General features: G+C 53.2%; 15 protein-coding genes. 11 read left to right on the top strand and 4 right to left on the bottom strand.

From position 1 onward, the window contains the following. Positions 1-225 precede the first annotated feature (225 nt). The 4 genes from AQ996_RS08555 to AQ996_RS08540 all read right to left on the bottom strand — a co-directional run bounded on the left by AQ996_RS08555 (position 226) and on the right by AQ996_RS08540 (position 4,196). Positions 226-2,058 carry an ATP-binding protein gene (locus AQ996_RS08555; RefSeq protein WP_055252479.1) on the bottom strand — a complete coding sequence of 611 codons (1,833 nt, stop codon included), beginning with the start codon at positions 2,056-2,058 and terminating at the stop codon, positions 226-228. Beyond that, positions 2,051-3,325 (bottom strand): SIR2 family protein, encoded by a 1,275-nt coding sequence (locus tag AQ996_RS08550; RefSeq protein ID WP_055252478.1) that lies wholly within the window; start codon positions 3,323-3,325, stop codon positions 2,051-2,053. The genes AQ996_RS08555 and AQ996_RS08550 overlap by 8 nt, the downstream gene beginning before the upstream one ends. Further along, positions 3,318-3,809, bottom strand: coding sequence for a hypothetical protein (locus AQ996_RS10150; RefSeq protein ID WP_226790515.1), 492 nt, complete (start codon positions 3,807-3,809; stop codon positions 3,318-3,320). Before AQ996_RS10150 ends, AQ996_RS08550 begins: the two co-directional genes overlap by 8 nt. 153 nt (positions 3,810-3,962) lie before the next feature. Continuing rightward, positions 3,963-4,196, bottom strand: a complete 234-nt coding sequence (locus tag AQ996_RS08540; protein ID WP_055252477.1) for a phage holin — start codon at positions 4,194-4,196, stop codon at positions 3,963-3,965. Here AQ996_RS08540 and AQ996_RS10215 point away from each other — a divergent pair. From AQ996_RS10215 to AQ996_RS08485, 11 genes are all read left to right on the top strand, one after another. Then, positions 4,144-4,839, top strand: coding sequence for a DDE-type integrase/transposase/recombinase (locus AQ996_RS10215; protein ID WP_082435600.1), 696 nt, complete (start codon positions 4,144-4,146; stop codon positions 4,837-4,839). The two genes, AQ996_RS08540 and AQ996_RS10215, sit on opposite strands and share 53 nt — an antisense overlap. Positions 4,840-4,887: 48 nt before the next feature. After that, complete coding sequence (locus tag AQ996_RS10205) at positions 4,888-5,010, top strand: hypothetical protein (RefSeq protein ID WP_255413388.1); 123 nt, start codon at positions 4,888-4,890, stop codon at positions 5,008-5,010. A 140-nt stretch (positions 5,011-5,150) separates the two neighbouring features. Next, positions 5,151-6,254 carry an acyltransferase family protein gene (locus AQ996_RS08530; protein WP_055252476.1) on the top strand — a complete coding sequence of 368 codons (1,104 nt, stop codon included), beginning with the start codon at positions 5,151-5,153 and terminating at the stop codon, positions 6,252-6,254. A 207-nt stretch (positions 6,255-6,461) separates the two neighbouring features. Further along, entirely contained in the window at positions 6,462-9,611 is a 3,150-nt protein-coding gene (locus AQ996_RS08525; RefSeq protein WP_055252475.1) for an N-acetylmuramoyl-L-alanine amidase, read from the top strand. 647 nt (positions 9,612-10,258) lie between these two features. Beyond that, entirely contained in the window at positions 10,259-11,398 is a 1,140-nt protein-coding gene (locus AQ996_RS08515; RefSeq protein ID WP_070097158.1) for a glycosyltransferase family 4 protein, read from the top strand. A gap of 105 nt (positions 11,399-11,503) precedes the next feature. Beyond that, a complete protein-coding gene (locus AQ996_RS08510; protein ID WP_055252472.1) occupies positions 11,504-12,691 on the top strand; it encodes a glycosyltransferase in 1,188 nt (395 codons plus the stop codon). A gap of 16 nt (positions 12,692-12,707) precedes the next feature. Beyond that, the gene (locus AQ996_RS08505) at positions 12,708-13,514 is read left to right on the top strand and encodes a glycosyltransferase family 2 protein (RefSeq protein WP_055252471.1); all 807 of its coding nucleotides are present in this window, start codon (positions 12,708-12,710) and stop codon (positions 13,512-13,514) included. A gap of 25 nt (positions 13,515-13,539) precedes the next feature. Further along, positions 13,540-14,679 (top strand): non-hydrolyzing UDP-N-acetylglucosamine 2-epimerase, encoded by a 1,140-nt coding sequence (gene wecB / locus AQ996_RS08500; protein WP_055252470.1) that lies wholly within the window; start codon positions 13,540-13,542, stop codon positions 14,677-14,679. After that, positions 14,680-15,912: a lipopolysaccharide biosynthesis protein gene (locus tag AQ996_RS08495; protein WP_055252469.1), complete on the top strand. Its 1,233-nt coding sequence runs from the start codon at positions 14,680-14,682 to the stop codon at positions 15,910-15,912. Positions 15,913-15,961: 49 nt separating this feature from the next. Next, positions 15,962-16,654, top strand: a complete 693-nt coding sequence (locus AQ996_RS08490; RefSeq protein WP_055252468.1) for a glycosyltransferase family 2 protein — start codon at positions 15,962-15,964, stop codon at positions 16,652-16,654. A gap of 4 nt (positions 16,655-16,658) precedes the next feature. Then, positions 16,659-16,979 (top strand): DUF2304 domain-containing protein, encoded by a 321-nt coding sequence (locus tag AQ996_RS08485; RefSeq protein WP_055252467.1) that lies wholly within the window; start codon positions 16,659-16,661, stop codon positions 16,977-16,979. Positions 16,980-17,394 lie beyond the last annotated feature (415 nt).

Below are 17,394 nucleotides of genomic sequence, written 5' to 3'. Positions count from 1 at the left end.
TTGTTGTGGTGATTTCAGATTCTAGGACGAAGGCCGTTCTTCGTTAAATGGACGCTAGGGCGTCACCCTTACACCAACATTTTCGACGCGATCCCCCAACGGCCGCGATAGATCAACTTGAGGGCAAGGGAGCGGCCGGTCGTGTCAATTCCGGTCTAACAGAGCCAAAGGAAATGCCCACAACGTCTCCGTTGCGGGCATTCTCCGGGCCGGCCACAAATAGCTTTATCGAATCCGATTGCTCTTCATCATCCGGATCGTTGGCGTCTCGTCGGCAAAGTCATCGTCTATCTGTAGTTCAAGGGGCACCGTAATGGAGCTTCCCAGCGCGGTCGCGGTTCCCGGGGCGAATGCGGGAAGGCGCATGACCTGGCCATTTGATATGGAAGGGATATTGCGGCGAACGTAATCGAGGTCGTAAGAGTTCTGAATGCGGTGGATTATGAAGGTTCCCGTCTGAGAGAGCACGACGCGGGAAAGCTCACTGGGGATTTGGCTGATGGCGGTAAGGTAAATGCCAAACTTACGGCCCTCCCGTGCAATTCGATTGAACACTGAGTCGTCTGTCAGGTCTGCATCCCTGATATAGCGATGCGCCTCGTCAAAAATGAGATAGATGGGTGTCGAGGAGCCTCTTCCTGCATCTAGGCTAGCCTGAAAGAGGGTGCGCGCAACGTAGTGGGAAAACAACTTCAATCCTGACTCGTCGATTATCTGAGATACGTCTAGCACAAGAATGCCATGCCCCTTGTTTAAGAGGGCAGCAATTGACTCGCCCCGCTCAAGTGAGAAGAGGTCTTGCGAATACCTTTCCCTAAGGTTTCTAAGCTGAGTAACCAGCCCCTCTGAATACGACCTTATCTGACGGTTGCCCCGCACTTCTTCTTCGTCGAACACGAAGTCAAGCGCATCAACGACGTCAGAGATTGAGACCTCGCTTTTAGGTTTTTCGTACTCACATAAGATGCGTTCGATATTGGGAAGTCCATCGGACATGTATTCGTCCTCGATGAACTCCTTCAAAAGGGACTCAAGCCCTTCGACGACATCTTTCGATATGTTTCCGTATTCCAGGTTGAAAGACACTAACAGGTTATGAGCGGTCTGAGGGCGAGAGAAAGGTCCGGACTCGCGTTCGAGAATCTTGTTAAGTTCTCCCTCAATCGGCTGGTAATACTTTGAGACCTGAAACTTCCTCGCTGCGTGGCTATCGATGCTCGTGTCCCGAATTGCGGTATATGCAAAGGCAGCAAATAGCTTCTTCTTGCCCTCCTCGTTGAGGTGGGAGTATCTCACGGCCCTCTCAAGCAGAGGTTTCTGGATGCGTCGCGAGGGGTCGAGAATAGCTGACCAGTCATCCATCGACAACTCTCCGGGCGCGAGGTGGTACTCATCAGCGCCGATTCGTCTCGTGCAGCCGTAACCGCCGCGCGTGAGAAAGTCATAATCGCCGTGCAGATCGAAGACGAAGAATCGGGGCTCTGCATCGAGCGCGTCCTCGGCATCTAAGAGCGATGCCGCCCTATCAAGCAGGAGCCGCGCGGTTGAGGACTTTCCCGAGCCGGTATTACCGAGAATAGCGAGATGACCAGAGAACAGGGAATCGATATCAAAAGTGGGTCTTACTGAATCGTACCCAGCGAGGGACCCAATCTCGACTCCTTCCCGCACGCAAAAGACCCTCTTGAGGATTGATTCATCGCAGGCATAGACATTGGAGCCGACCATGGGGAGGTCAACTACGCCGGGCACGTAGGAAGATCCTTCAATCTCTCCAATGGGGACGGCGGTGAAGATATAGCTCGTGCTAAACCTCGACGAAGGCTGGTCGGAATACGGCCTCTCGGCCTCTTCTACGGAAGTCACGCGAAAAATGATCTTTGTCGAGATAGAGAGATAGGAAAAGAGATATTGATTGAGCCCGTTTAGATGCCTTGGCTCGCCATCGAGCATCCGGTCTGAAAAGTCGGAACGTGATGCGCGTAGTCTTATCTTCTCCTGATCCATATAGCAGATGGTGCCGATGAGCCAACCCGGATTGGGAACCTCATTAGTCATTCTTGTCACCAAGCCCCAAAGATCCAGATGCCACATCGTCTCCGAAGGTGATCTCGGGCCCGATAAAGACAGCAAATTCCGAGAAGTATAGCGGGCGCTTGCGGTCCAGTTCCCTTTCACTTGGATATACGAAATAGGTGTTCGCGCCACCTGCCTTATCGTAGAACACACGTGTAGGGGAACCGACATCTGCTTCTGCCGGGTTGCCGATAAAGGCGAGGAGCGTGAAATCGGGCCTCGCAAGAGCCTGGCTGATAAGGTTTGATATGTGAGAGTCCGCGAAGCTGAATCCACAAGTCAGAAGGACTGTGTTGGGGACGGCGAGGGCATTTACGAACTCGCGGAACATATCGCTATAGGGGGAGCCCTGGGTCAAGGCGTATTTGGAAGTCATCGGGGCGATAAGTTGTCTGTCGCCTTGGTACTCGTCGGTGATGTCGGGAAACCTGGGGACCCTTACGACGTTTCCGTCATAAATCCTCCAGTTGATGGACCCGTGCATCTTGTAAAGGCGAAAGAAGGGGTTCACCGGTTCGTAGTGATCCCTGAATCTCTCGTCGAGGTCAATCGGCCTGCGATGGTATTCCCGCGGGTTGAATGTGGGTATCAGCCCGTTCGAGAACCCGTCCACATAGGCGTAGCCGCTCGATTCAAGGGCCATCTCATGAAATAGGTCGTAGTTTGTTGTGAAGAGATTAACGACGTCGAAGGCAGCTTGACCACCGCGCGCAAGGATCTGTCGCGATACGCCAAGTCCCTGAACAAACTTACGATAGCTATCAAGGACGTCGGAGTGCTCCGCGCTGTATTTGATGTCGACGGACTCGAGAAAGGCCTTGCGAACTGCATCGGAAACCCTCTTGTCGTCATCGGCGCTATCTAGAGAGCCCTCGATGCGCTGACTCAGCCACGAGAGGAGGTTCTCTATGTTCGAGTACTTCGCAGGGTCTTCGTTATCTCGACAGGCAATTTTAGTTATCCGACTTTCCAGAAGGATAGATAGATCGGGATCGTTGAGCTTGAGGTCCGCTCGCAAGTTCCTGAAGGTTTCACCCATCAGGGGAATGGCCGGAGTAGATGCGCCAGAGCCGATAAGCGTGGCTAGGTTAATCGACCTGGAAAGAATGCCTTGAACAAAATGTCTGGCTTCTACCGCGTTTACCTCACGCCTTGTTGCACCCCTCTGCAAGGTAAAAAGGGGTTTGGAGGATTCTTTCTGCATATCGGAGGACACGTTGCCCGGTATGTTTATTGCGTTGTCAGACATGCATGCTCCCAATAAACTCAAGAACTCCTGCTCGAACGCGCCCGGGAACTGAAACATCCGCTCCTTGCCCCCGATGCTCACGTAGATCGAGCCGCCGTCTATCCTCGTCACGGTGCCGGCGCCCCATGCCTTGTGGCGCACCTTGCACCCGGCTCCCAGTGCGTTCAACTGGGCCTTGTTCGACGCCGGCCGCGCCGCTGTCGGCCGCGGTTTTCGGCTTCTCTGCGCCAGCCTTTCTCGCCGCGACGGCACCGTGTATGCAGTCGGTCGCGCTCTTGCGGTAGCGCGAGGCCACCACGGAAAGCTTGCGTCGCAGCACCTCAGCGAGGAAGTTGCCGTTGTCGTACGGCGGCTCCAGGAACCGGGAGTCGATGCGCTCCGTCTCGGATTTCACCATGTCAAGCATGGCGTTCACCTCGCACTCGTTGGTGAAGACCTCGCCAACGTCCTGAACGCGCTCCTTTGATTTACCCTGTACAGCCAAAAAACACCCCTTAGCCCATGCCGGCGGATCAGAAAACCGCAGCATAAAACACTAGTGAACAATTCTAACAGAAGGTGCGGACGCAATATTGCATCTGTTCCCAAGCGGAGCCTTTGCAGCAACCGCCACGGGACGCAGGCCAACCGTTCATTATTATGCCCCCAGCGGAGCAACCACTGCCACGTGCTCGCCCGTCGGGGGCCGCCCGCGCCGAACTTGCGTTCGCTCCGGGTGCCGAGCTGGGTCGGTCGCGCCGCGGGCCGCCCATGCGCGTGGAATGGCCTCGTAGCCGAGTCCCAGGTACGCGAGCACCGGTGTCGCCGCCGCGCCCGCGATGCCCAGCCAGAACGCCAGCGGCTTCGTGCGGACCCTCCAGTTGATGCCCATAGGTCTTCTCCTTCCATGGACAATTCAAAGGGGCTGGTCGCCTGCGCGCCGCGGAGGAGGCGCAGGTACAGCCCGTACGTGGGCGAGGTCTACGTGGCGCCTGGGAACACCTGCCTGGACGAGAGGGGCAGACACCGCTTCGCTGCCAGCCAAACGGGCTGTGGGTCACAGGCATCACGGAATTCCGCATCCCCGCCGGCAAGTGCACCTCTCGCCGGCGATCAATTGCTTCAACGGAATGCCCGTCGGCTGGTCCATCGGCACGCCCCCGAACGCGGTGCTTGCCAACTCATCGCTCCTGCGGGCCTGCTCGCAGCTTGCGTATGGTGAGCACCACTGGGTGCACTCCGACCGCGGCAGCCATTACCGGTGGCCCGGTTGGATCGCCATCTGCGATGGGCACGGCATCGTGCGCTCGATGACGAGGAAGGGGTGCTCACCCGACAATTCAAGGGCGGAGGGCTTCTTCGGCAGGCTGAAGGTGGAGTCCTTCCACGGAAGGGGCTGGGACGATGCTGGCATGGGGGAGTTCATGGAGATGCCGGACGCCTATCTGTTCTGGTACCGCGACAAGCGCCGCAAGAGCGACCTGGGCTATATGAGCCCGATGCAGTTCCGAAGAAGCCTAGGTCCTGTAGCGTAGGAACACAGTCCGGGGTTTCCACTGCAGTCCCCGGTGTTCAGTTTAGCCTTGACAGAAGCAGTCCACCTGGAGCGCAACGTCGCGGAGTGGTGCCGCCACAAGCGCGTCGGGGGCGCCACCGTTGCCGCGCTGAAGGCCGCCTTCATGGACAAGCTCGGTAAGGTCGCGTAGGATATCGGCCGACAACGGCCCTGGAGGGGCTTACACCACTTTTCGTGACACAACTTGCCCTCCAGGTGTAATTGGCTAAATTGTTGGTATGCGGGATACGTTAGCGACTCATAAAAGTTGCACGGTTGATGGGGGAGAGTTTGGGACGTTCAAAAGGGCGCAATTCAAAGGTTGAGCTTCTGCGCATCATCTCGATGTGGTTCATAGTGGCTCATCATTTCGTGATTCATAATGCTGAGCCTATTTCCGTTTTCCCCGGGACCGTTGCACGCATGGTACTGCACGGCGTGTTGTACCCTTCGGGGCGTATTGCCGTTGCCGTGTTTTTTATCATTACGGTGTGGTATCTGGCCGACGCACAACTGACACTTAAGGGTCAGCTGCGAAGGGCTTGGACCCTGCTGGGGCAGATGCTCTTTTACAGTGTGCCGCTCGTCCTGTACTTTGGCGTGTTTAATGCGGGGGATGGGCTGCAAGCTGGAGAGCTGATGGCTGCCGTCTTTGCTCCGCTCGCCTCGCTGTGGTGGTTTCCTACGGTGTATATTCTGCTGATTCTTGTGGCACCCTATCTGTTCGACGGGTTGCGTGCGTTGACGAGCCGGCGGCTGGGCGAGCTCTGTATGCTACTGGTCGTGCTATATGGGGTCTTGCCCGTTGTGCCGTATTCGACAATTGGTGGCTTTGTTTCCTCCCTGACGGGTCAGACGGTCGTGATCGCGTGCGTGACATGTTGGTTTAAGTGGCATTATTGCGGTGGGGCGGGTCCGAGGGTTTTGGTGCTGCCCGTTCTTTCGTACGTTGCTGTGTACGTTTGCTACTTTGTGGCTCAAAAGGACGTGCTCCTTTTGAGCGCTTTCGCTTCCAGCGTGTACGGATCGGTGGTGACTAATCCTGGAAGCCTCTTGTCGCTTGCGATCGCACTTCCGGTGTGCTTGTTTGTCTTTAATGCTCAACCTGCGCATTGGCCTGCTGTCAATTACTTGGCCACGTTGTCGTTTGGCGTGTACCTTGCCACGGACAGCGCGTACATGCAGGAGCTGCTGTGGAAGAACTTGCTTGTGTTCTCCCACTGCCACCCAGCGTGGGGGCTGCTGTCCGTAATGCTTGTAGTGACCGGCGTGTATGTTGTCGCGTCCTGCGTCGAGGCGATTCGACAGGTTCTGTATCGGGCGCTGTTCAAGCATCCGGGTAGGGTGTTTGATGTTTTGTGGGACAAGATTGCAGGGGTCTCTTTGCCAAGGTAGGCCATTGTTGGGCTAAGTCCCAAGCTGTGCACAAATTCGTAATCGCGTTTCTCCTACGCTGCCTTCCTCAGCTCGGTTCCGATAATGGTGTAAGGGCGAAATTGGGTTAACAGTAGGTCAAGTAATTCAGTTAGAATTGCTTGAGCTCTATTTTGTTTTGGTTAAAGTCTACTATTTAGATTTACGTAATTTATTGGGAGTGCATATATGAAAAAGGTTCGTTGCGCAGTTGCTAATTTGGTTACCGCTGTTCTGGTTTCCTCTTCCTTCCTTGCTCCCGTTTCGTCGGCCTATGCACTTGAGTTTTCCTCGCTCTCAAATAATGAAGCCGAGACCTCTAGCTCCTCTTCACTTTCGGATTTCGTTTCCGAGGATACTGAGAAGACCGCCGAAGCCGACTCTTGTGAGGATACTGAGGAGACCGCCGAAGCCGACTCTTGTAATTCGGAAGTCGAATCGGCCGCTCAGCCGGCCCAATCTCCCGATTCCTCTTCTGTCGATGCCTCTTTCCAATACTTGTACATTGCGCAGCCCTCTCTTTCTTTGGGTGCTATGCAAGAGGCGGCGTTCGCAACTGCATCTGATTCTGATGTTTTGACCTCTGCGTCCCTATCATTCGTCAGCAATTTTGGCGAAGAGCGCTCCGTTGAAGCTTCGGCTTTCTCTGGGAATGCTGCGGGCTTTACATTCGGACAAGATTTGTTGGTAGCGCGGTATTTTTTAACCGGTATTACGTATCAGGTGAAGGATTCGAAAGCAGTCTATTCAGTGGACCTCTCGTCTGAGGATTACAGCTTTGACGTAGTCAGTTCGTCTTCTTCATCTGATCGCGTTGACAATTCCGATGATATGTCGGTCTACTATGCCGATGAGAACGGCAATCCTGTCGAGGCTTTCTCTATTGAAGAGGCGCTTTCCGGTTCTGAAGATGATGACGGCATTGCGGCTTATAGCATCGATTCCCGTTCAGCTCGTAAAAACGTTCGTGTGATTGCACTTGATGCCGGTCACGGTGGATCCGATTCTGGCGCTCAGGGCAATGGGAAGAGCGAAGCCGACTTAACTTGGAAGATTGTTAGCGCGTGTAAGACCAAGCTTGAGAATTACGGATTTAAGGTAATTCTCGCTCGTGAGCAGTCGGGCAGTTACGGAAGCAACGACTTCCTTTACCGCGTTCAGCGTTGCGTCAAACAGGGCGCTCAGGCCTATATCAGTTTCCATATCAATTCGGGTTCGTCAGCAGCTCATGGTGCCGAGGTATATTCGCCTACCGTGAACGGGGCTGACTATACCCAGGTTTCGTACGAACTGGCCCAGAAGGTTCAGAACAATCTTGTTGCTCTCGGACTTACAAACCGTGGTGTCTTTCAGATGCAGGTAGGCGACGAATTCGCCGTTATTCGTTGTGCTCGTGAAGCTGGAATCCCCGGTATTTTGATTGAACACGGATTTATCTCCAATTGGGGCGATGCGAACAAGTACTTTAGTGATGCCGGGTGCAAACGTCTTGGAGAAGCTGATGCGGATGCCATCATCGCGCAGTTCCCCAAATCCTCTTGGCTTGATTATTCGTCTGTTTTCGATGCCGACTACTATCTCAATAAGTATCCAGATGTTAACGAATGGGCAAACGGAAGCAAAGATAAGGCCCTGGATCACTTCATCAACTACGGCATGTCGGAGGGCCGCCGCGGCTCCGAGGCGTTCGACGTGCAGAGCTACTACAATGAGTACCCCGATCTCCGCGCCGCCTTCGGCACCGACCTCGCCAGCTACTACTCGCACTACCTTATGTACGGCAAGAAGGAGGGGCGCCACGCCACCGGCTGCTCGAAGCTCAAGGGCGCCGCAACCAAGGCGGGCGGCGTGGACTACGCTCCCGTCTACGACCCCGAGTACTACCTCTCCCGCAACGGCGACGTCGAGAAGGCCTTCACCAAGTCGACCTACGGCGGCGTGACTGTGGTCGACGACTCGGCCGTCCTGCGGCACTTCATCAACTACGGAATGTCGGAGGGCCGCCGCGGCTCCGGGGCGTTCGACGTGCAGAGCTACTACAATGAGTACCCCGATCTCCGCGCCGCCTTCGGCACCGACCTCGCCAGCTACTACTCGCACTACCTTATGTACGGCAAGAAGGAGGGGCGCCACGCCACCGGCTGCTCGAAGCTCAAGGGCGCCGCAACCAAGGCGGGCGGCGTGGACTACGCTCCCGTCTACGACCCCGAGTACTACCTCTCCCGCAACGGCGACGTCGAGAAGGCCTTCACCAAGTCGACCTACGGCGGCGTGACTATGGTCGACGACTCGGCCGTCCTGCGGCACTTCATCAACTACGGCATGTCGGAGGGCCGCCGCGGCTCCGGGGCGTTCGACGTGCAGAGCTACTACAATGAGTACCCCGATCTCCGCGCCGCCTTCGGCACCGACCTCGCCAGCTACTACTCGCACTACCTTATGTACGGCAAGAAGGAGGGGCGCCACGCCACCGGCTGCTCGAAGCTCAAGGGCGCCGCAACCAAGGCGGGCGGCGTGGACTACGCTCCCGTCTACGACCCCGAGTACTACCTCTCCCGCAACGGCGACGTCGAGAAGGCCTTCACCAAGTCGACCTACGGCGGCGTGACTGTGGTCGACGACTCGGCCGTCCTGCGGCACTTCATCAACTACGGAATGTCGGAGGGCCGCCGCGGCTCCGAGGCGTTCGACGTTTATAGTTATAGAACGAGGTACCTCGATCTTAGGAAGGCTTACGGAAGTAATTTAAAAGAGTATTATCTCCACTATCTCGAATATGGGATGAAAGAGCACCGTAATGGTTCGAGCATGACTGGATTTGAGGGCTATATAATGTCCTCGTCTTTCACTTCTTACGAGGATGCTGCCGTTCATTACGGCAGGACTGTTGGGAAGCATACTTATCCAACAAGCGTGTATAAAAGCAAAGGCAGCGCCTCTATTGATGAGTTTTGTAAGATCCTTTACGAAGAAGCCTCATTTGAGGGAGTATGTCCTGAAGTTTTATATGCTCAAGTCATGAAAGAGACGGGCTATTTAAGATTCGGAAATTTGGTCCAGGCAAATCAGTGCAATTTTGGAGGTGTTGGAGCCACCGGTCCTGGAAATCCCGGATATACTTTTTCTTCCGTTAGAGAAGGGCTTAGGGTTCAGGCGCAGCATTTAAAAGCGTACGCAACAACTGAACCTTTGAATAATCCGTGTATTGACCCACGCTTTAATCTTGTTTCCCGTGGGTGTGCTCCCAAGACGACGGACCTAAATGGACGTTGGGCCGTTCCCGGTAAAGGTTACGGCGAAGGCTTAAATGCAATTGTCCTTGATGTTTTGTGCATGTAATGGGTCTACATGAGTAATCGTCCTTCTCTGTACCACCTGTAGCGCGCTTTAGTGCCGCTCACATCCGCGCCCGCGACCCACCGGCTCGCCGCCTATACGCTCGAGACGCCATACCGGTAGTCGAGAGAAAGGAACTGATCTTGGCGAGAAGGATACCGGCGAGGGTGGTGCTCAGGCTGACGTCGTCGAACCTGTCGCTCAACGTGATCGCCTCTGCACTGCACGCGTCGAAGGTCGGCATCACGCTCAGTTTCCTGCACGGCGAGTACCGCGAGGATGCGCCGCGCGGGGCGAGGCGGCGATGTCCTACGACCGCTTCTGCAAGCGATACAGGCAGTTCACGGTCAGCAGGAACGTCGTGAGCAGGGTCGGCCGCAAGGCGGGCAGGAACATGGAGGTCGACTGGTCCGGTCCGACCATGTCCCTCGTCGACCAAGCGAGTATCTGGGTAACGGTTTTACGACTAATCCCGTGACCGTCAAGTAGCAAAAGGACGGAGCGTGAGCTCCGTCCTTTTGTTTGTAGGGCGGTCTGCTACCATAAACTATATCTTTTGCTAAGAGATTGGGAGCTCTTATGCCAAGATTCAAGCTCGTTCTGGCTTTTCTAGAGCGAGATAGAGATGACGAGAGAGTAAGAAAGAATCAATGGCTGAAGCGCTGAGAATAGCAATCTTTTCCGCTCAATATCTGCCTCACATTGGCGGTGTTGAGTCCTATACCAGAAACCTCGCAGTTACGCTCATTGGCATGGGCCATAAGCCGGTCGTGGTCACGTGTAATTGCGATTCGCTGCCGTCTCGAGAGGTAACAGACGATGGTATTGAGGTTGTAAGACTGCCGTGTTTTCCATTGCTTGGTGGCAGGTTCCCTGTCTCGCGTTTTGGAAGAGCTTATCGGAGCATGCTGAGGGCTCTTGATGGTGAGTGCTTCGATGGCGTCCTAGTTAATACGAGGTTTTATCCCCATTCAATCTGTGGGCTTCGGTTCGCCAGGCGCCATCATCTTACCCCCATCGTTCTTGACCATGGATCGCAGTATCTTACATTCGGAAACGCAGTATTGGATGTGTTCGTTCGCGCCTATGAACACATAATTACTTCGATTGCCAAGCGGTTTCATCCAGTGTTTTGCGGTGTTTCTAAGAAAAGCCTGGATTGGCTTCGACAATTTGGTATTTCTGGCATTGATATCCTGCCTAACGCGATTGACGTTGATGCTTATTGCTCCAATGCCTCAAATCGAGATTTTCGTGCCGAATTGGGCGTCGGGACGGATTCTGTTCTTGCCTGTTTTGTTGGAAGGTTGATTCCCGAGAAGGGTATCGACTCCCTTCTTGCGGCTATGAAGCAACTGAATGAAACGCCCGTAAAGTTGGTGGTTGCGGGTGATGGTCCCCTGCGTGAGTTGATGGATTCTACTCCTGAGAATGTCTCCTATGTTGGTCCTTTGCGTCCGGCGGATGTGTCGTCCTTGCTTCAGGCCGCAGACGTGCTGTGTCTTCCTACGAGATCAGAGGGTTTTTGTACGACCCTTCTCGAGTCTTCGGCGTGCGGCACCCCGGCAATCATTCCCTTGGTGGGCGGAGTTGACGAAGTATTTGGTGAGGAAGATTGCGGTTTTTTGTTGGATGGCTGTGCTCCCGACCAAATTGCCGAAGCAATACGAGTGGCGTGCGCATCGAAAGCGGAGACGCGGCGAAAGGGACGGCTGGTCCAGAGTAGAGTTCGAGAGTATTGTACGTGGGGCAATACTGCAGAGAGGCTCGTTGAACTTCTTGGTGCGTAGCAATTACGTTGGTGTTGCTTTTCCGTTGACTGGGGTTTGCCGCGGTTTTGTTTCCTCGTTCGGATATTGTTTTCTTCAGAAGTAGGAGAATGAGAAGGTATAGTGATGCACGATATTCTTATTGTGACCTCAAGGAATGTTGCCACCTCGGGCGGCGAGTTTAGCCTGATTAAAAATAGAGCAGATGCTCTAAAGAATGGGTGGGGCATTGAGTCTGATGTTGCGGCTCTTTGCAATGTTCGCTTGGGTGTTTCTGAGGGTGGTGAAGCTTTTGGACCCGGCGTTTATGTTCGGCGGGATTTTATGAATCCCATGCAGCTGCTGTCGGGATATGAAGAGCTAATTACCACTGCGGAAAAAAAGGTTTTGAGTGGCTCCTACAAGGCGATCATCCTTTCTGGCGTGGGGCTGTTTCGTTATGTCGACCGGATGAAGCGCGCCGCCGAGGCGTCGGGAGCTTTTGTATGTGCTGATGTTCATGGTTATTACGGCGACGGCTCCCTTCTTGCACGCGACGAGCCCCTCTTCCTTGGCTCATTCCACCGTGCCGCCGCTTTTGTTGAGAGATACGAGCAGCGCAAATATTTGCGTAAGTTCGACCGTATCTTTTGTGTTTCTCGAGCGTATCGCAGTTTCCTTTGTCGAGAGTGCGGCTGCAAAGAGGGTCAGTTCTACATTGTTCCGTGTGCGACGGGGGCGAAGCCAAGCTTTGGTCGTGCGGAGGAGCTTAAGTATCGAGAGGATTATAGGAGGAAGTACGGCGTAGAAGATGACGAGTGGCTGCTCGTTTACTCAGGCGGAGCTTCGTCGTGGCAATGCCTTCCGCAAACTGCAGAGTTGTATCGCGAAATACTGAAGAGGCGTGGGGCAAAGCTACTTGTTTTGTCTGGTGACGTTACTTCTGCACGCGCCGCAATCGGTGATTGTGACGACGTTGAATTCGATAGCTTCAAGCCATCTGACCTCCCTAGCGTGTTCTGTGCTGCGGACTTCTTCGTGATGTTGAGAGAGGACGTTCCAACGAACCACTTTGCTTACCCTAACAAGTTCTTGGAATACGTCGCGGCGCACAGGCCGGTAATCACTACTCCTTACGTTTACGACATTGCCGAAGAGATTGATAGACATGGTGTTGGACTTCTGTATAACGGGGATGTGGATGATCTCGTTTTGAAAATGGACAATGCGGTATGCGACAGGGATTCATGTGATCGCCTGGTGCAAAAGGTTTCTTTTGCAAATTCCCTCATCCCGTTTGCCAGGGATTTGGGAAGCGTTGGGTCCAGTTGCTAAAGTGAGCGGGTCGTCTATGCTTATAACGGTTTTTACCCCGACTTATAATCGCGCATATATCCTTCCCAAGCTATTCGAAAGTCTGAAAAGACAATCTTTTCGAGATTTCGAATGGATAATTGTTGATGATGGAAGCACGGATGATACGCGAAAGCTCGTCGGGGCGATGCAGCAAGATTGTCAGGTGAAATTTCCTATCCGCTATTTTTTCCAGGTCAATAGCGGAAAGCACGTTGCATGGAATAAGGGTCTTGATGAGGCGAAGGGAGCCTTGTTTTTCCCGGTAGACAGCGACGATTATCTAACCGATGATGCCTTGGAGCGTATTGGGGAGAACTGTGAAACCGTTATGTCTAACGAGCGCCTGATTGCCTTGTCGGGAGTTCGTATTTTTCCGGGCAACAAGCTTACGGGAGGAATTCTGCAAGACAATGTGGGTTCGTACATCGATTATTCGTCAATTGATCGCCGATCGAAGGGGATTACGGGTGACCTTGCCGAGGCCTTTGTGACGGAGCGGTTGAGGAAGTACCGATTCCCGGTTTTTGAAGATGAGCGGTTTGTTCCTGAAGCAGTTGTCTTTAATAGATTCAGCAACGATGGATATCTAATTCGTGGGTACGCCTTTCCTCTCTACGTGTGCGAATACCTTGCCGATGGCTACACGAAGAATACTGATCGGCTGCTCATTACGAACTGGAAGGGATATCGCCTGTACGTTTCAGAGTTGATGCATAGCACAGTCGGAATAAGGGCAAAAGCCATTCCGTTTTGTGGATTTATGTACCGTTCGTTATTGAAAATGTTTGGTTTGTGCAAATAGGCTTGAGTGAAGTATGGAGTGCAGCATGAGCTCTTTGTCGAAGAAGACGGTCCTGTTGGTATTTGGAACAAGGCCCGAAGCAATCAAGATGTGTCCTCTCGTAAAGGAGCTGAAGAACCGATCTGGCCTTAACGCGAAGGTTTGCGTTACCGGCCAGCATCGCCAGATGCTCGACGTGGTCCTTGAGGAGTTTGGGGTTGTGCCCGATTTTGATTTGCACGTCATGAAACAAAGACAGACTTTGTTCGATGTTACCACGGCTGTTCTTAATGGCTTGGACGGCGTGCTGGATCAGCTCAAGCCCGACGTTGTTCTTGTTCACGGTGATACGACGACGTCCTTTGCCGCCGCACTTGCATGCTTCTACAAGGGCATTCCCGTGGGCCATGTCGAGGCGGGTCTGCGTACATACAACATCCACTCACCGTATCCCGAGGAATTTAATAGGCAGGCAACCGGCATACTTGCCGCTTGGCACTTTGCTCCAACTGAAGCAGCTCGCAACAACCTGCTTTCTGAGCATCGGGATTCCAGTCGAATTTTCGTGACGGGAAATACTGGCATTGACGCGCTTCGTACGACGGTGCGCGATCATTATTCGCATCCCGAGCTTGATTGGGTTGGAGATAGGCGCCTGATCTTGATTACGGCTCATCGTCGAGAGAATCTTGGCGAGCCCATGCACCACATGTTCAGGGCTATTCGCAGAATTGTTGAAAAGCATGATGACGTGCGCGCTGTTTATCCTGTACATTTGAATCCTGTCGTTCGCAAGGCGGCTCATGAAGAGTTGGACGGCTGCGACCGCATTCATCTAATTGATCCTCTAGACGTGGTTGATTTTCATAATTTCATGGCCCGCTCCTACTTGATTCTTACCGATTCAGGCGGCATTCAGGAAGAGGCCCCGGGCTTGGGTAAGCCGGTTTTGGTGATGCGTGATACGACCGAGCGCCCTGAGGGCGTTGCGGCGGGCACGCTTAAGCTTGTTGGCACAAGTGAAGATGCTATTTTCTCAACATGTTGCGACCTCTTAGAGAATGAAGAAGCATATTCCCGCATGGCTCATGCCAGCAACCCGTATGGTGACGGTCATGCGAGTGAGCGAATTGCTGATGTTCTGGAGAAGGGGCTGCAAAGTCTCGGGGAAGCATTGGTTCGGTAGATGAGTGAGGTTAAGCAGCTCTCTCTTAAAGAGAATATGCTGTGGAACTCGTTCGGTTCCATCGTTAACCTTGCTTGCCAATGGCTGATTACGATTCTGATCGTTCGCCTTGGTTCAGGTTACGAGGCATCCGGCGTTTTCTCTTTGGCAATGTCCATCTACAACATCTTTGCCCCTATCGCTCAGTATCGCATGTATACGTACCAGGTCTCAGATGTTGAGAATGAGAATACCACGGGTGAATACCTGGCGTTTCGGTTTTTCACTTGCGGAGTCGCGCTCGCTCTGTGCACCGGCTATTCGCTGTTTACATGCGAATCGGGAGCGATTGCAGCTATTCTGCTCTATGCCGTCTACAAGTCTATTTCCTTGGTTGTAGACGTCTTTCACGCGTGCGATCAGCGCCATCATCGAATGGATTACATCGGTAAGTCTCTGTCTTTTCAGGGGATTCTATCTCTTGTTGCCTTTACCGTAGTGTTTGGCTTATGCGAATCGCTCGAGGCGGCGATAGTTGCAATGACCGTTGTCGTGATCCTCGTTGGTGCTGTCTACGATTTGCCAAGGACCCTTCAATTCGGCCCATTGGCCCCAAGCATCTCGTTCAAAAAGTGCCTTCGACTGGCCTTGAGATGTCTCCCCATCGTTCTTGCGTCCATTGCCGCGGCGTCAGCATCTTCGATTCCAAGGCAATACCTTGTTGGTGTTCAAGGGGAGGCTGCTCTTGGCATTTATGCTGCCGCAGCTGCTCCTGTTGCGCTTATTCAGACGGGCGCCTCCTATATCTACAATCCTCTTCTAGGCTATTTTTCGGAGAGTTTTGCTGCTAGGGACAGGAAAGGCTTCAATGCGCTTTTGACAAAGGCGACGGTCGGGATCGTTGTTCTGGGGCTGGTGTGCGCTATTGGAGTAATGGTTTTAGGTGAGCCGGTTCTTGTTCTTGTGTATGGGAAAAAGATGTCTGGCTTTTCATATCTACTTCCTCCGCTTGTGGCGCTTGCGATGCTTACGGGGTATATGTGGTTTGTAAACGATTTGCTAATGGCTATCAGAAACTTCCGGGGTGCCTTTGTTGGGAATGTTGCTGCTCTAATTTCCTCTCTCTGCGCCTTACCTTTAATTGCTCTGTATTCGATGGATGGTGTTACATATGTCTGTCTCATTTCTGCTCTTTGTGGAATAGGCTTCATGGCAACCGTGTTAGTTATTCAGCTAAAAGGCTACTGGAAATAGTATGTGATGCCTGGATTACGTTTCGGAAGATAAAAGGTAAGGTGGATGTATGGATAAGCATCATCGATTGCTGGTTATTATTCCAGCGTATAATGAGGAAGAATCGCTCGAGGCCACGGTTGACGAGCTGGTAGGTGTCGCTCCAAGTGTTGACTATCTCGTAGTAAACGACGGCTCCAAGGATTTAACTGAGCGGATTTGTCGCGATCGTGGGTACAACTACGTAACACTGCCAGTCAATTCTGGCCTCACCGTTGGATTTCAGACGGGCATGAAGTACGCGCTCCGCAACGGCTACGATTATGCCCTTCAGTTTGATGCGGACGGTCAGCATATGCCTGAGTATATCGATGAAATGCTCGAGACCGCTATTAATGAAAACGCTGATATCGTAATTGGCTCACGCTTCCTCCACGTGAAAAAGGAAATCTCCGCTCGAATGATTGGCTCACGCCTTATTACAGTCATGATCAAGCTGACTACGGGAAAGCGCGTAGCTGACCCTACCTCGGGAATGAGAATGTTTAGCAAGGAAATGATTAAGCGCTTCGCGCAGGACGACTCGCTTAACCCTGAGCCCGAGAGCATTTCGCTTCTTATAAAAAAGGGGGCGAAGGTGAGCGAGGTTCAAGTTGAGATGCGTGAACGCCAGGCGGGGGAGAGCTATCTTAATATCTCCAAGTCGATTGCTTACATGGCGCGAGCTTGCATCTCCATTCTTTTCGTTCAGTGGTTCAGGTGATTATATGTCTAGCGTTTTAAGGGTCGTACTCATTCTGGGTGCATTTGCCATCTTGTTCGTGATAGTGAAGAAGCTCCGTAAGGCTCAGATACAGGTTCTCGACTCCGTGTTCTGGTTGTTCTTTGCTTTGAGCTTTGTCGTGTTTGCAGCCGTTCCCCAGATTGCCTTCTGGCTCGCAGGGGCCCTTGGCTTCGAAAGCCCGTCGAACTTCGTATTCCTCTATGCAATTGCGCTGCTTCTTTATCGAGAGTTCTCCAACACGGTAAAGATTGCAGAGCTCAGACGTCGCGTGAACGCACTTGTTGAAGAGCTCGCTCTCAAGTAGCATGACACCAGTCTTTATGCCCTTCGAACCCACCAACATCATCGTCATCGGTGGCTGCGGCTTCATCGGGTCCAGCTTTGTGCACTACGTAGTGAAGAACTACCCCGGGGTGCACGTGACCGTGCTCGACAAGCTCACCCACAGCTTAGCCCTCGCTTCATGCACGACATGTTCACGGCATTCAATGCGCTACGGATGCCGGCAGGTCCCTCCTCGATAGCTACCATCTAAATGCGGCCTTCATTTAAATATCCAAGAGTGACAATTCAACCCCTTGCACTACCAGGTCTGGTCATCAATGAGATTTGCATGTGGATTAGGGTAGTGTCGAGAAAGTTGGTGTAGCGCCCGATCCGAAGCGAGTCGGCCCGGCGTCCTGGAACCTGGAACACGGTTGATATCCTATGCCGCCTCG

Origin of the sequence: Collinsella aerofaciens (assembly GCF_001404695.1) — a bacterium.
GTDB lineage: Bacteria > Actinomycetota > Coriobacteriia > Coriobacteriales > Coriobacteriaceae > Collinsella > Collinsella aerofaciens_E.
Note: the sequence above shows the minus strand (reverse complement) of the source record. Positions and strands in the feature narration are given on the sequence as shown.